This is a genomic window from Bradyrhizobium sp. SZCCHNS1050 (assembly GCF_032484785.1).
Classification (GTDB): Bacteria; Pseudomonadota; Alphaproteobacteria; order Rhizobiales; family Xanthobacteraceae; genus Bradyrhizobium.
Genome location: NZ_JAUETR010000001.1, coordinates 5,044,261 through 5,058,377 on the forward strand (window position 1 = coordinate 5,044,261; position 14,117 = coordinate 5,058,377).

Annotated in this window: 13 protein-coding genes; 7 read left to right on the plus strand and 6 right to left on the minus strand. The window is 66.5% G+C overall.

Annotated features, from left to right (window positions below; genetic code table 11):
• The first annotated feature begins 25 nt into the window (after window positions 1-25).
• On the plus strand, window positions 26-262 hold the full coding sequence (locus QX094_RS22830) for a hypothetical protein (protein WP_316188138.1): 237 nt from the start codon (window positions 26-28) through the stop codon (window positions 260-262).
• 18 nt (window positions 263-280) lie between these two features.
• Here the strand turns inward: QX094_RS22830 and QX094_RS22835 are convergent, their stop codons facing one another.
• Complete coding sequence (locus QX094_RS22835; protein ID WP_315715601.1) at window positions 281-631, minus strand: RidA family protein; 351 nt, start codon at window positions 629-631, stop codon at window positions 281-283.
• A 287-nt stretch (window positions 632-918) separates the two neighbouring features.
• On the opposite strand from QX094_RS22835, the gene QX094_RS22840 reads away from it, so the two are divergent.
• From QX094_RS22840 to QX094_RS22865, 6 genes are all read left to right on the plus strand, one after another.
• Window positions 919-1,896: an ABC transporter substrate-binding protein gene (locus QX094_RS22840; RefSeq protein ID WP_316170664.1), complete on the plus strand. Its 978-nt coding sequence runs from the start codon at window positions 919-921 to the stop codon at window positions 1,894-1,896.
• A gap of 23 nt (window positions 1,897-1,919) precedes the next feature.
• Complete coding sequence (ilvD, locus tag QX094_RS22845; RefSeq protein WP_316188139.1) at window positions 1,920-3,626, plus strand: dihydroxy-acid dehydratase; 1,707 nt, start codon at window positions 1,920-1,922, stop codon at window positions 3,624-3,626.
• A gap of 105 nt (window positions 3,627-3,731) precedes the next feature.
• Window positions 3,732-4,577: an ABC transporter ATP-binding protein gene (locus QX094_RS22850; RefSeq protein WP_315715604.1), complete on the plus strand. Its 846-nt coding sequence runs from the start codon at window positions 3,732-3,734 to the stop codon at window positions 4,575-4,577.
• Window positions 4,574-5,350, plus strand: coding sequence for an ABC transporter permease (locus QX094_RS22855; RefSeq protein WP_315715605.1), 777 nt, complete (start codon window positions 4,574-4,576; stop codon window positions 5,348-5,350). Before QX094_RS22850 ends, QX094_RS22855 begins: the two co-directional genes overlap by 4 nt.
• The gene (locus QX094_RS22860; protein ID WP_315715606.1) at window positions 5,347-6,108 is read left to right on the plus strand and encodes an ABC transporter permease; all 762 of its coding nucleotides are present in this window, start codon (window positions 5,347-5,349) and stop codon (window positions 6,106-6,108) included. Before QX094_RS22855 ends, QX094_RS22860 begins: the two co-directional genes overlap by 4 nt.
• Before the next feature lie 31 nt (window positions 6,109-6,139).
• Window positions 6,140-7,186, plus strand: a complete 1,047-nt coding sequence (locus QX094_RS22865) for a peptidase M29 (RefSeq protein ID WP_315752007.1) — start codon at window positions 6,140-6,142, stop codon at window positions 7,184-7,186.
• Window positions 7,187-8,284: 1,098 nt separating this feature from the next.
• On the opposite strand, the gene QX094_RS22870 is transcribed toward QX094_RS22865, so the two are convergent.
• From QX094_RS22870 to QX094_RS22890, 5 genes are read right to left on the minus strand one after another with little or no spacing between them, the layout of a single operon-like run.
• Window positions 8,285-9,271 carry a 3-hydroxybutyryl-CoA dehydrogenase gene (locus QX094_RS22870; RefSeq protein ID WP_315715608.1) on the minus strand — a complete coding sequence of 329 codons (987 nt, stop codon included), beginning with the start codon at window positions 9,269-9,271 and terminating at the stop codon, window positions 8,285-8,287.
• A complete protein-coding gene (locus tag QX094_RS22875) occupies window positions 9,268-10,362 on the minus strand; it encodes an NAD/NADP-dependent octopine/nopaline dehydrogenase family protein (protein ID WP_316188140.1) in 1,095 nt (364 codons plus the stop codon). The genes QX094_RS22870 and QX094_RS22875 overlap by 4 nt, the downstream gene beginning before the upstream one ends.
• On the minus strand, window positions 10,359-11,897 hold the full coding sequence (locus tag QX094_RS22880; RefSeq protein WP_316188141.1) for a class I adenylate-forming enzyme family protein: 1,539 nt from the start codon (window positions 11,895-11,897) through the stop codon (window positions 10,359-10,361). The genes QX094_RS22875 and QX094_RS22880 overlap by 4 nt, the downstream gene beginning before the upstream one ends.
• A gap of 2 nt (window positions 11,898-11,899) precedes the next feature.
• Window positions 11,900-13,186 (minus strand): acyl-CoA dehydrogenase family protein, encoded by a 1,287-nt coding sequence (locus tag QX094_RS22885; RefSeq protein ID WP_315715611.1) that lies wholly within the window; start codon window positions 13,184-13,186, stop codon window positions 11,900-11,902.
• Window positions 13,186-14,013, minus strand: a complete 828-nt coding sequence (locus QX094_RS22890; protein WP_316174704.1) for an alpha/beta hydrolase — start codon at window positions 14,011-14,013, stop codon at window positions 13,186-13,188. Before QX094_RS22890 ends, QX094_RS22885 begins: the two co-directional genes overlap by 1 nt.
• Window positions 14,014-14,117: the final 104 nt, after the last annotated feature.

Here is a 14,117-nt window from a genome sequence, read left to right on the forward strand (position 1 = left end):
GCTGGAGAAGGCTTGTTGAAGGATCATGACAGGCCGAGACACCCGCGACCTGCGCTCCGGCGCCTACGACCCCGTCAGCAAGGACGGTCTGCCGCAGCCGCAACAGGTCAAGGACAAAACGACGCCCCACCAGCAGGAGCAGTGGGGCGCCGACGTGCGGGCCAAGCCGTTGCCCGGCACCGAGCCGGTGCTTCCGGAAGGGCTCAGGCGCGAGCGGCGTGATCCGCTCAATCGCAACACTGGTCGCCGCGACACCGACTAGTGCGCGGCGACCCAGCGCCTACTTCGCCGCGATCACCATGATCTCGACGGTGTATTGCGGCGCGGCAAGCCCGGCCTCTACGGTGGCGCGAGCCGGGGTGTTGCCGGCCGAGACCCAGCCGTCCCACACGGCGTTCATTTCGCCGAATGTCTTGATGTCGGTGAGGTAGATCGTCGCCGACAACAGCTTCGACTTGTCGGTGCCGGCCTTGGCGAGATGGCCGTCGATGATCGAGAGAATCTCCTCGGTCTGCTTGGTAACGCTTTCACCGGCCGTCTTCTGCGCGACGACGCCGGCGAGATAGACGGTATTGCCGTGAACGACGACCTGGCTCATGCGCGGGCCAATTTCGAAACGCTGGATCGACATCGAAGAACTCCTCAAAAGGTCAATTCGGGGCCTCTCCCTAGCGCGTGCGACGCGGCAACGCCAGTCGGCCGAATGGCCACTCTCGCCACCTTGGGGCGTGCGACCTTGCGTTGTCGACAGCGCCGCGGCACACGGAACGCGGCACTTCACGATGATCCGCCCTTGTCGCGCTGCAAGGCGGGCTTGCCCATGGGGCAGGCAAAGGCGGGCGTTTTCCGCGCTTGCACAGATATTTGAGACATGAAACATTCTGCGCGAGGTTGCTTTTTGAATGGCGGAGGGGCGTGATGCGGAAACGATCGATGCTGGCGGCACTCGCGGCGATGGCTTTGGTGACGAGCGCGGGGCCGACATTCGCACAGCAGACGATCCGCGTCGGCTGGACCATCCCGGCGGAAGAATCCAAGTACTGGATGATGAAGCGGCCCACCGAATTTCCGGATCTCGGCAAGACCTACAACATCGAGTGGACCCAGTTCCAGGGAACGGCACCGATGACGCAGGCGCTCGCCGCCGGCGCGCTCGACTGCGCCACGCAGGCGCCGCTGTCGCTGGCGAACGGCGTGGTCGGCGGCGGCCTCAAGGCCTACATCGTCGCCCAGCACGTCTATGAGAAGCCGGGCGGTTTCTCGGTCTACTGGGCGGTCAAGGACGATTCCCCGATCAAGACCATCGCCGACCTGAAGGGCAAGACGGTCGGCATTTCCGTGATCGGTGGCGGCACGCAGGGGCCGTTCAACATGCTGCTGAAGCAGGCCGGGCTCGATCCCGCCAAGGACATCAAGCTGGTCGAGGTCGGCTTCGCGGTGTCGGAGGATGCGCTGCGCCAGGGCCGCGTCGACGCCGTCAACATGAATCAACCCTTTGCAGCGCGCGCCGAGGCCAAGGGCGGCACCCGCAAGCTGTTCTCGCTGTCCGAGGCGATGCCGAACATCGTGCACATCCTCGAGGCCTGCCGCGCCGACTTCGTCGACAAGAACCCGGAGCTGGTGAAGGCCTATGTCCGCGACATCACGACGGGCATGAAGAAGGCGCTCGCCAATCGCGACGAGACCTTGAAGGTGGTGTCGGAGGTCATGAAGGCGCCGGTTGCCGTCATCGACACCTATCTGCTGAAGGACAATGATTTCGGCCGCGATCCGGTCGCCGCGCCGAACTTCCCGGCGATCCAGAAGATGCTCGACATCTACGCCGAGACCGGCATGCTGCCGAAGCTCGACGTCGCCCAGTTCAAGCATCCGACGATCGTCGCGCCGATCCAGTAGGCGGCCGGCGCGGAGCCTTGTCGATGAGGAAGCTGCGATCGCGCGTGACGGTGGAGGGGCTCGATCGCGCCCCGCACCGCGCCTTCATGCGCGCGATGGGGCTGGATGATGCCGACATCGCCAAGCCGATGATCGGCGTCGTCAGCCAGAAGGGCGAGCAGACGCCCTGCAACATGACGCACGACTTCCAGGTCGATGCGGCCAAGACGGGCATCTCGGAGGCCGGCGGCACGCCGCGCGAGTTCGCCACCGTCTCGGTCTCCGACGGCATCAGCATGAACCACGAGGGAATGAAGTTCTCTCTGTTCTCGCGCGAGCTGATTGCCGACTCCATCGAGGCCGTCGTCCATGGCCTCGCCTATGACGCGCTGATCGGCTTCGGCGGCTGCGACAAGACCTTGCCCGGCGTCATGATGGGCATGGTCCGCTGCAACGTGCCGTCGATCTTCATCTATGGCGGCAGCGCGCTGCCCGGCAACTACCAGGGCCGGACGCTCACGGTGCTCGATTCTTACGAGGCCGTCGGCAGCTACATGACCGGCGAGATCGATGCACGGACGCTCGAAGGCATCGAGCGGACCTGCCTCCCGACGATCGGCGCCTGCGCCGGGCAGTTCACCGCCAACACCATGGGCATGCTGTCGGAGGCGATGGGCCTGTCGATGCCCAACGTCTCGATGATTCCCGGCGTCTATGCCGAGCGAGCCCACGTCGCGCGTCAGGCCGGACGCCTGATCATGCAGATGCTCGCGCGCGGCGGGCCGCTGCCGCGCGACATCGTCACCCGCAAGGCGCTGGAGAACGGGGCGGCCATTGTCGCGGCCACCGGCGGCTCCACCAACGCCGCGCTGCATCTGCCGGCGATCGCCAATGAGGCCGGCATCCGTTTCACGCTCGACGATGTCGGCGAGGTCTTCGCGAGCACGCCGCTGATCGGCAATCTCAGGCCGGGCGGCAAGTACACGGCGAAGGACGTCTACGACATCGGCGGCGCCGCCGTTGTGATCCGCGCGCTGATCGAGAGCGGCCACATCGACGGCTCCTGCATCACGGTCACCGGCCGCACGCTGGCTGAGGAATATGGCGCGGCCAATGCGCCGGACGGCGAGATCGTGTTCAGCCCGGCCAGGCCGATCATGGCGGATGGCGGCGTCGCTGTCCTCAAGGGCAACCTCGCGCCCGACGGCGCCGTCATCAAGGTTGCCGGCCTCAAGAACCTGGTGTTCGAGGGCCGCGCGCGGGTGTTCGAGGACGAGGAGGCCTGCGTCGCCGCGGTGCGCGCACGCAACTATCAGGCCGGCGAGGTGCTGATCATCCGCAACGAGGGTCCGGTCGGCGGTCCTGGGATGCGCGAGATGCTCGGCGTCACGGCGCTGATCTATGGCCAGGGCATGGGCGAGAAGGTCGCGCTGATCACCGACGGCCGCTTCTCCGGCGCCACCCGCGGCATCTGCATCGGCTATGTCTCGCCGGAAGCCTTCGTCGGCGGTCCGCTGGCGCTGGTGCAAGACGGCGATCCGATCCGCATCGATGCGAAGGCGCGCACGCTCGACGTGCTGCTCGATGAGTCCGAGCTCGCGGTGCGTCGCAGCGCGTGGTCGCAGCGGCCGCCGCGGCACAGGGCAGGGGCACTGGCGAAATACGCGAAACTCGTTGGGCAGGCACCGCTCGGCGCCGTGACTCACGAAGGGCCGGCCGAATGGCCCTGGTTCGATCAGGACCGGGAATGATCCGCGCGTGGCGACGATTGGCAGGTTTCTTGCTAATCTGCGGCAGTCTGTCTTGCCTGATTTCACGGAGCGTTTGAGCGTGCTGCATCGGAAAGAGAAGCCGACATGGACGTGACCCCGATCCGCCCCGGCCAGCTCGCGGGCACTCCGCTCGGCCGTCGCGCGGCCACGCCGATCATCGAGATCGATCACGTGTCGCAGGTGTTCAAGACCTCGTCGCGCCGCGACCACACCGCGCTGTCGGACATTTCGCTGACGGTCGGCGAGGGCGCCTTCGTCTCGATCCTCGGTCCCTCCGGCTGCGGCAAGTCGACCTTGCTCTACATCGTCGGTGGCTTCGTCAGCCCGACCAGCGGCACCGCGAAAATGAAGGGCAAGCCGATCACCGGTCCCGGCACCGATCGCGGCCCGGTGTTCCAGGAGTTCGCGCTGTTTCCCTGGAAGAGCGTGCTCGGCAACGTCATGTATGGTCCGCTGCAGCAGGGCAAGAAGCCGGCGAAGGCCGAGGCGCTCGCGCGGACTTTGCTCGCCATGGTCGGACTTACCGGCTTCGAGAAATTCTATCCCAAGGAGCTCTCCGGCGGCATGAAGCAGCGCGTCGCGCTGGCCCGCACGCTGGCCTACGGGCCGGAGGTGCTGCTGATGGACGAGCCGTTCGGCGCGCTCGACGCGCATACGCGCACGCGGCTGCAGAACGACCTGCTCGACATCTGGGAGCGCGACCGTAAGACGGTCCTGTTCGTGACCCACTCGGTCGAGGAAGCCGTGTTCCTGTCCGACAAGGTCGTCATGATGTCGCGCTCGCCCGGCCGAATCCGCGAGGTGATCGACATCGATCTGCCCCGGCCGCGCCGCCGCGAGGAACTGCTGCTGGACCCGCGCTATCAGAAATACATCGTCGACATCGAGCGCATGTTCGACGATTCCGGTGACAACGAGCTGCCGTCATGAATGGTCTGTCGAAGCCGCTCGCGCCGATTCTGGCCTGCTGCGGCCTGCTGCTGGCTTGGCAGCTCGCCTCGCTCGGGCTCAAGAACGACAGCTTCCCGACCGCGCTGGAATCGCTGCGCGCGATCCCGCCGATCCTCACCGACAAGGAATCCCTGATCAACATCATGGCCTCGCTGCGGCGGATGGCGATCGGCTTCGCGCTCGCGCTTGCGTTCTCGATTCCGCTCGGGTTGCTGATGGGGCGCAGCCGGTCGACCGCCGCCTTCTTCAATCCGCTGCTGATGCTGATCTACCCGGTGCCGAAGGCGGCGCTGATGCCGATCATCATGCTGTGGCTCGGCGTCGGCGACATCTCCAAGACGCTGGTGATCTTCCTCGGCGTCAGCCTTCCGGTGATCTACCACAGCTTCGAGGGCGCCAAGGCGGTCGAGGAGAAGATGCTGTGGTCGGGCGCGGCGATGGGGCTCTCGGCCGGCGAGCGCCTGCTGCGCATCGTCCTGCCCGCAGCCTTGCCGGAGATCCTGACCGGCTGCCGTACCGGCCTGGTGCTGGCGCTGATCACGATGGTCACCAGCGAGATGATCGCGCGGCAGTCCGGCGCCGGCAACATCCTGTTCAACGCGCTCGACATGGGCCAGTACGACACGGTGTTCGCGATGATCATCATCATCGGCGCCATGGGCATCTGCCTCGATGCGGCGTTCGAGGTCGTCAGGCGCTGGCTGGTGCGCTGGTCCGAGCCGCAGTTCGACATGCCGCTGAGCTTCTCATGACGCGCACCTCCAACGACATCCTGCTGGGCGCCGCGCCGATCGTGCTGGTCCTGCTGCTGTGGCAGGGGCTGGTGTCGTTCGGCTACGCGCCGCCGACCCTGCTGCCGCCGCCGGGACAGGTGTTCCTGCGCATGGGCCAGCAACTCACCAGCGTCACCTTCCAACAGGACATCGTGGCGACGCTGTTCCGGCTGTTCGCGGGCTTTGCGATCGCCGTGGTGCTCGGTGTTTCCCTGGGAATTGCCGCCGCGGTGAGCCCGCCTGTCAACGCCGCCGTCAAGCCGATCGTGCGCGTGCTGGCGCCGCTGCCGAAGGTCGCGCTCTATCCGGCCTTCCTGCTGCTGCTCGGCTTCGGCCACGAATCCAAGATCATGCTGGTGGCGGCGGATGCGCTGTTTCCGATCCTGCTGTCGAGCTATTACGGCGCCGCCACGGTCGAGCAGAAGCTGATCTGGTCGGCGCTCGCCGCCGGGACGCCGCCGCGCGACGTCCTGTGGAAGGTGGTGCTGCCGGCCGCGATGCCCTCGATCCTGACCGGTTGCCGCATCGGCCTCGTGATCTCCTGCATCGTCGTGTTCCTGGCCGAGATGATCACCTCGACCGACGGGCTCGGTCACGTGCTGGTGACCGCCGCGCGCACCTTCCAGGCCGTCGACATGTTCGTGCCGCTGATCACGATCTCGCTGCTGGGCCTCATTCTCAACGCCCTGCTGCAAGGCCTGCGCGCTTATCTGCTGCGCGGCTTCCCCTCGGTCTGATAACAACACAACGACAATCGGGAGAACGACCATGCTGGCGGATCGCATCGAGGCGAAATGGATCGACGCATTCTGTGAGATCTTCGAGCGCTGCGCCGTGAAGGCGGGCGACACCGCTGCGATCCTGTCGGAGACGCAGTCGCGCGCGCTCAACGTGCACATCGCCGAACTGGCGCTGCTGCGCATGGGTGCGCGTCCGTTCCACGTGGTGGTGCCGACGCCGCGCAACAAGCATCCCGTTCCCGTCCGTTCGACCGGCGCGTCGGAGGCGATCGGCAAGCTCGGGCCGGTGGTCTCAGCGCTTCAGCAGGCCGGCTTCGTCGTCGACTGTACCATCGAAGGCCTGATGCATGCGGTGGAGACGCCGGAGATCCTGAAGGCCGGCGCGCGCATCCTGGTGATCTCCAACGAGCATCCCGAGGCGCTCGAGCGCATGGTGCCGGACTCGGCGCTCGAAAAGCGGGTGCGCGCCGCCGCCAAGATGCTGCGCGGAACCAAGCGGATGCGCGTGACGTCGAAGGCCGGCACCGACCTCGACGTGATCATGGAGGGCGCCTCCACCGTCGGCGTATGGGGCTGGACCGATCGTCCGGGCACCCTGGCGCACTGGCCGGGTGGCATCGTCGTCAGCTTCCCCAAGAGCAAATCGGTCAACGGCACCATCGTGATGGCGCCCGGAGACATCAACCTCACCTTCAAGCGTTATCTGAGTTCGCCTGTCACGATGACCCTGCGCGACGACTACGTCACCGATCTGGCAGGCGAGGGCGCCGACGCAGCGATGATGCGATCTTATCTCGCGTCCTGGGGCGACCGCGAGGCATACGCCGTGTCGCATGTCGGCTGGGGCATGAACCCCGGCGCGCGCTACGAGGCGCTGGCCATGTACGACCAGCGCGACACCAACGGCACCGAGCTGCGCGCCGTCCCCGGCAACTTCCTGTTCTCCACCGGCGCCAACGAATTCGCCGGCCGCTACACGGCGGGTCATTTCGACCTGCCGATGATGGGCACCACGATCGAGCTGGACGGTGTGGCCGTGATCAAGCACGGCGTGCTGCAGGACGTGTTCGGATAGAGTCCTGCGCATTCTACTGGCGAGCTGCCGCCGCGGCGGTAGTGCGCTCCCCTCCCCCTTGCGGGGAGGGGGCGGGGGTGGGGGTCCCCATACGCTGAACTTCGTTGTGGGCACAACTGCTCGTACCCAAACCTCCACTGTGAGACGCGTGGGGCCGCAACACGCCATCGGTTGATCGATGCAGGGCTCTTGTGCTCCAAGCACAACTCGTGGGCCCCCACCCCCAACCCCTCCCCGCAAGGGGGAGGGGGGCGCACCGTCCTCACGGGGCGGGCCGGCCCAAATGACAAGCGCCGAGACAGAATCATCTCGTTATTCTGTTAAAAATAATCTTCTTGCTATTTTTCGGAAATCATGGTTCTCTCTCTGCATCCCGCCTCACTGCGGAGGGGCGTTGCGCGCGATCGTCACGACACGCGAGGTGGGGATGCGATGGCCGCGAGAGATCGCAGCGTCTTCTTACGAGGGCGCGGACGAACGATCGCTCGCGGACGTGAAGTCGCAGCGTCCTGATACCCCGATGCTGGTATCAAGTCGCGTCGGCCTGAGTGCCGCGCGGTGATGGTGGCCAACAAGCCCGGCGCACCAGGGAGACTGCGTATAAGCGTTAGACCCATCGCGCAGGGAATGCCGGCGTGTTCGGCTTTGCCTGTGGTACCTGCCGCCTGCATTTTTTTCGCAGGCGGGCCATGGGTGAGGCCTTCACCCGGCATTCCCTGCGCCCTCTGCATGATTCGCGAGGGACCCATTCGATGCATGACTCGGGCGAGATGCGCCGCGAGAACGACCAGTTATGCCGTAGCTGTTTATTTGGCCCGCTGTTTGAGCCGTGAACCCACCCCACCCACCGCCGTCGGCGTTCGCCGGGACGACGTCGGAGTTCGTTGATGTCGTTGCGGTCAACATTCGCGAGAGGCGAAGATCACCGCAGCCGTAGGGTGGGCAAAGCGGCCACCCGCAGGGCGGTTGCGTGCGCACCGTAGATCCACGCAATCGGCGCGACTGGTGGGCACGGCGCGCGAGAGATCGTCACGATCCGGCGACGGCGTGGCGCGCCTTTGCCCACCTCACGGCTCCGTTGCTGCCGCGTGCTCCGCCTCAATCCACCACCGGCGGCCGGGCGAGCTTGAAATGCCGCAGCATCTCGACCAGCGCGCCGAGCCGCTGCTCGCGATAGGCCGCAACGTCCATGCCGGAATAATCGAGGAAGCCGGCGCCGGTGCGCAGGCCGATGCGGCCCTCGGCCATGTTGCGCTCGATCACCTCGGGTGCGCGGTAGCGGTCGCTGCCCAGTGCGCCTTCGAGGTAGCGGCTGGCGTAGTAGAGAATGTCACCGCCGCCCCAGTCGATGAATTCGAGCAGGCCGAGTACCGCATAGCGGAAGCCGAAGCCGTAGCGGATCGCCTTGTCGATCTCCTCGGCGCTGGCGACGCCTTCGCCGACCATCCGCGCCGCCTCGTTCATCGCGAGTGCCTGGATGCGCGGCACGATGAAGCCCGGCGTCGCCGCGCAGACCACCGGCACCTTGCCGATGTCTTCCAGTAGCGCCTTCAACCGCGCCGTGACCTCGGGATCGGTCGCCTTGCCCGGCGAGATCTCGACCAGCGGAATCAGATAGGCTGGATTGAGCCAGTGCGCATTCAGGAAGCGCTCAGGCCGCTCCACCGCACCGGAGAGATCGTCGACCAGGATCGTCGATGTCGTCGAGGCGATGATGACGTCGGGCGCGACCGCGCGCGACGCCGCAGCCAGCACTTCGCGCTTGAGGTCGACGATTTCCGGCACGCCTTCGAACACCAGCGTGGTCTGTGCGAGGACATCGCCGCTCGAGCCGGCCGGCGCGACGGCGATCTTGTCCATCAGCTTGTCGGCGTCAGCGGCCTGCAGCATCCCGAGCCGCGCCAAGGTCGCGAATGTCGCGCCGACCTCGCCGAGCGCGTCGCGCTGCAGGCTGGCGAACTCTTCCGCCGTGCGCGGCTTGATGTCGATCATCGTCACGGGATGGCCGGCATAGGCGAAGGCGACGGCGATGCCGCGGCCCATGCGGCCGGCGCCGAGGCAGGCGATATGACCGCGCGCGCTCATTGAGCAAATCCATCGCGCAGCAACGCCTGCAGTGCGGTCCGGTCGAGACCAGCCAGGCCGAGGCTCGCCAGCGTGCGTCCCGTTGCCATGAAATCCTCACCGCAGATCGCACCGCCGATGGCCAGGAAGGCGCGGGCGAGCGGCGTCGGCGTGCCGGTCAGCTCGGCGGCCGAGATCAGGAACGACAGGCCGAGCCTGAGATCCTCGCGCATGTAGCGGTGCTGCGTCAGCACGAGCTGCTCGCGCCAATCGCCGGAATCGGTGAGCCGATCGTGCGAGCCGCGGCCATACATCCAGATCTCGCCCTCCTTGGCGTAGTGATGCGCCAGCGGAAAATGCGGCGCGCCGTAGCCGAGCGCCTCGCGCACCGCGATCCGCTCCGCATCGAGCGCGTCGGTGACGCGGCGGATAGAGGGCTGCGTGCCTTCCTTGTGAATGTCCCAGCGCTCGAAATGCTCGATGGGACCTGCATTCATCACGATCAGCGGCGGATGGATGATGCAGCCGGCATTCATCAGCGCACCCGACAGCGCATCGCCGCATGGCTCGATCACGCCGGGGAAGGCGCGGCCGATCACCGCGAGCGCGTTCTCCGCCGTCTTGAGAGGAAACACGCCGACCGGGAGCCGCTTGGCGCGGATGGTGATCGCGACCTCGAACGGGGCGTGCTTGCGCGTCAGCCAGGGCAGGGTGCCGGTCTCGGCGTAGCTGACGCTGGCTTCATTGCGGGCCTCGCGCGCCGCCGCCGCGAAGATCATGGTGCCGAAGGTCGCCGGGGGCAGGAACACGACCTGCCCATCGGCGAGATGCGGCGCCAGCAGGCGGGCGATGTCGGCTTGCGCGAAGGCCGGCGCCGGGCAGAGGATCAGCTCGGCACCGCTGATAGCCTCGCCGATGTCGGTCGTGACCAGCGCGAGCCGCGCCTCATGCCGGCCATTGACGTCCTTGACGACGATCGTTGCGCCCGCCGCGCGATGCTGCGCGACAGCGTCCGCATCGCGGCGCCACAGCCGGACCTCGTGACCTCCCAGCGCGAAATCGCCTGCCGCCGCAAAGGAGCCGTTGCCGCCGCCGAGCACTGCGATTTTCAAGAGCGCGTCTCCGTCTCGCTTATTTTGGGGCCATCGATCTGGCGCAGCAGATGGTGCTGCACCTTGCCGAGCGCAGTGCGCGGCAGGTCGTCGACGAACACGATGTCGCGCGGCACCTTGAAGCGCGCGAGCTGCGACTGCAGATGCGCGCGCAGGGTCTCGGCGTCCAGCGCGCAGCCCTGGCGCCTGACGACGAACGCCACCGGCACCTCGTCCCAGCGCGGATCGGGCCGGCCGATCACGCCGCAATCGACGACGTCGGGATGCTCGCTGAGCACGCGCTCGATCTCGGCCGGGTAGACGTTCTCTCCGCCGGAGATGATCATGTTGTTCTTGCGCTCGAGCACGAAGAAGTACCCCTCCGCATCGCGCTGGGCGATGTCGCCGGTGCGGTACCAGCCGTCATGGATCGCCTGTTGCGTGGCTTTGGCGTTGCCCCAATATTCGAAGAACAGATTGGGCCCGCGCACGGCGATCTCGCCCGCTTTGCCCGCCGGAAGCTCGTCGCCGTCTTTGTCGATGATCTTGGCCTCGCAGCACAGCCCGGGCAGGCCGGTCGAGCCTGCGCGCGAGAGGTCGCCGCCGAGCCGTGTGTAGACCGCGATCGGACAGGTCTCGGTCGAGCCATAGACCTGCAGCACCGGCACGCCGCGCGCCGTGATACGCTCGATCAGCGCTGGCGGCACGATGCTCGATCCGGTCGCAACAGCTCTCAGCGAGGACAGGTCCGTCGCGTTCCAATCCGGATGCTCGGTGACGGCCTGGATGGTTGCCGGCACCAGCACGGTCAATGTCGGCCGGTCGTTGACGATCGCTGCCAGCGTCGAATCCGGCGTGAAGCGGGCGTGCAGCGTGACGGTGGCGCCGTGATGCAGGGCCGGCGTGGTCTGGATGTTGAGGCCGCCGACATGGAACAGCGGCAGCACCGTCAGTACGTGATCATCGGAGGTCAGGCCATGCATGTGCTGGCTCATCACCCCGTTCCACAGCAGCGCCTCCTGCCGCAGCACCGCGCCCTTCGGCCGGCCCGTGGTGCCCGAGGTGTATACGATCAGCAGCGGGCAGGAGAGATCGATGTGCGGGTTGCGGTCGTCGCCATGACCGCGCGCCAGCAGTTCATCGAGCGTCAGTCCGTCGGCCGGGGCAAAGTCGATGCCGACCGGCGCTGTCTCCGGGTGGCTCTCGGCCAGCGCCGGCAGCACCGGCGCGAACGCCTGCTCCAGCACCAGCACCTTGGCGGCAGCATCCGAGAGAATGAAGACCTGCTCGGGCACTGCAAGCCGCCAGTTCAACGGCACCAGGATCGCGCCGAGCCGCGCACAGGCATAGAGCAGGACCAGATAGTCCGGCCGGTTGAGGCTCAGAATCGCGACGCGGTCGCCACGTCCGACGCTGAACTCCGACTTGAGCGCGCGGGCCATCAGCGCGATGCGCTCGCTGAAATCGGCATAACTCTGCGTTACGCCTTCGAAATGGATCGCCGGCTTGTCCGGCGTGAACGCCACATTGCGCTCGATCAGGCTGCAGAGGTCCACGCTCAGTCGTCCGTCTCGCCGGGCTCGTACAGTGCCTCGCGGCCGATGCGGTCGAGGCACAATTCCGCGGTCCAGGGCAACATCAGGGAGCCGCAACGGCTATCGCGATAGATGCGCTCCAGCGGCAGCGTCTTCAGCATCGATTGTCCGCCGCAGGTGCGAATGGCGAGCGCCGCCAGATCATTGGCCCCCTCCATCACCGAGTACTGCGCCGCATAGGCGCGCAGCACCTGCTCCTTCGTCGGATTGGCGCGTGCCTCGGTGACGGCCTGGAACCAGATGCCTTTGACTTGTTCCAGCTTGATCTGCATCTGCGCGACCGCGATCTGCTTGGTCGGGTACATCCGCCGCTTGACCGGCGGCATGCCCGGCACCTCGCCGCGCAGATATTTGACGGTGAAGTCATACGCGGCCTGCGCCAGCCCCATATAGGTCGGCGACAGCGTCATGAACATGTGCGGCCAGCGCATCGCTGCCTGGAAGTAGACGCCGCGCGGCATCAAGGCGGCGTCCTCCGCAACGAAGACATCCTTGAACAGCAGTGTGCGTGACACCGTGCCGCGCATGCCCAGCGGATCCCAGTCACCGACGACAGAGACGCCCTCCGTTTTCGCCGGCACAGCGAGATAGAGCGTGTTGCGGCGGGACGCCTTCTCACCCTCGCTGACTTCGGTGCATAGCACTCCATAATAATCTGCGTGTCCGGCAAGCGAGGCGAAGATCTTCTTGCCGTTGATCAGCCAGCCGCCCTTGACCGGCTTGGCCTCGGTGCCGAACGCGACGCCGCCCGCTGCCGCCGCGCCGCCCTCCGAGAACGGCTGCGAATAGATCGCGCCGTCGTCGACGATGCGCTTGTAGTGGATCGCGCGCCGCCGCTCGTGCTCGGCGCGGACGTCCTCGTCCATGTCGAGATCGTCGGCGAGCGGTCCGGACCACAGGGTCGAGCAGACGTGCATGTTCCAGGTCAGCGCGGTGGCGCCGCAATAGCGGCCGATCTCGGCGGCGGTGAGTGCATAGGTCTGGTAGCCCGCACCGAGGCCGCCGAGAGCCTTGGGAACGGAGATGCCGAGCAGGCCCGCGCGATGCAGGTCCTTGTAGTTCTCAGTCGGAAAGCTCGCCTCGCGATCCCAGGTCGCGGCGCGGCCCGCCAGCACGCTCTGCCCGAGTTCCCGGGCCCGTGCGATGATGTCGGCCTGCTCGGCCGTGAGCCGATATGCCGCCGGATCGAACATCGGAGCATCGAGGGCTTCGCCGGAGGCTGTCGCCGTCTTCTGGACCGGGATCGTCATCATCTCTCCGCTGTCGCTGGTGTTGCACGTGCCGTCAGGAACGTATCGAGTGCGGCGTTGAAATCGCCGGGCCGTTCGAGATTGACGAGATGACCGGCGCCCTGAAGTTCGACGTAGTCGGACGAAGGAATGAAGCTCGCCATCTTCTCCATCATCGGCGCCGGCGCGTTGCGATCCTTCGAGCCCGAGAGCACCAGCGCCGGCACCTTGATGTCCTTCAAGGCTTGTCGCCGGTCGAAACCGAGCAGGGCCAGCATGCTGGCGCGATAGCTTGCCTCGGGTACGCCGGCCATGCAGGAGGTTGCAATTTCAAGGCCGCGCGGATCGGGATCGTCGCCGACCAACTCCTTGACCAGGTCCGGCGCCAGCGACGCCATCGTCGCGCCCCGATCGAGCGGGCCGAGGCGCGCCTCGATGAACGATTTCTGCCAGTCGCCGTCGGCCTTGCCGAAGGCCGGGCTGGTCTGAGCCAACACCACGGCTGCCGCGGCCTGCGGATGCGTCGTCAGCCATTCCTGTACGATCATTCCGCCGATGGAATGACCAACGAGGATCGGCTGCTTGGCGCCGATCTGGATCAGGAAATCTTGAAGCGCAGCGGCGAGCGTGGTGATGCTGACCATGTCGAGCCGTGCGGATCGGCCATAGCCCGGCATGTCCCAGGCCACCGCATGGCAGCGCTCGCCGAAATAATCGAGCTGACCACGCCATGCGCGCGCGGCACCACCGATGCCGTGCAGGAACACAACGCTCTGTTGCTCGGGCGTCCCCGATGCCTCGTAGCCGAAGCGGCCGTCCTTCGTGGTAAAGATTTGCGACGCAGGCACGCAGACCTCCGAGATATGCCCGAGGCCGCTACGTTGCTCGCTCCGGGCCCTTGAACGCTAGTCGCGGTAACCGAGGTGTCAAGCCGCTTCCGGCGTGTTGTTGC

Coding starts and splice junctions, on each gene's coding strand:
- QX094_RS22870 (WP_315715608.1), bottom strand. CDS start 9,271: ATGAGCGCGCGCGGTCATATCGCCTGCCTCGGCGCCGGCCGCATGGGC.
- QX094_RS22830 (WP_316188138.1), top strand. CDS start 26: ATGACAGGCCGAGACACCCGCGACCTGCGCTCCGGCGCCTACGACCCC.
- QX094_RS22850 (WP_315715604.1), top strand. CDS start 3,732: ATGGACGTGACCCCGATCCGCCCCGGCCAGCTCGCGGGCACTCCGCTC.
- QX094_RS22840 (WP_316170664.1), top strand. CDS start 919: ATGCGGAAACGATCGATGCTGGCGGCACTCGCGGCGATGGCTTTGGTG.
- QX094_RS22885 (WP_315715611.1), bottom strand. CDS start 13,186: ATGACGATCCCGGTCCAGAAGACGGCGACAGCCTCCGGCGAAGCCCTC.
- QX094_RS22865 (WP_315752007.1), top strand. CDS start 6,140: ATGCTGGCGGATCGCATCGAGGCGAAATGGATCGACGCATTCTGTGAG.
- QX094_RS22860 (WP_315715606.1), top strand. CDS start 5,347: ATGACGCGCACCTCCAACGACATCCTGCTGGGCGCCGCGCCGATCGTG.
- ilvD (WP_316188139.1), top strand. CDS start 1,920: ATGAGGAAGCTGCGATCGCGCGTGACGGTGGAGGGGCTCGATCGCGCC.
- QX094_RS22835 (WP_315715601.1), bottom strand. CDS start 631: ATGTCGATCCAGCGTTTCGAAATTGGCCCGCGCATGAGCCAGGTCGTC.
- QX094_RS22855 (WP_315715605.1), top strand. CDS start 4,574: ATGAATGGTCTGTCGAAGCCGCTCGCGCCGATTCTGGCCTGCTGCGGC.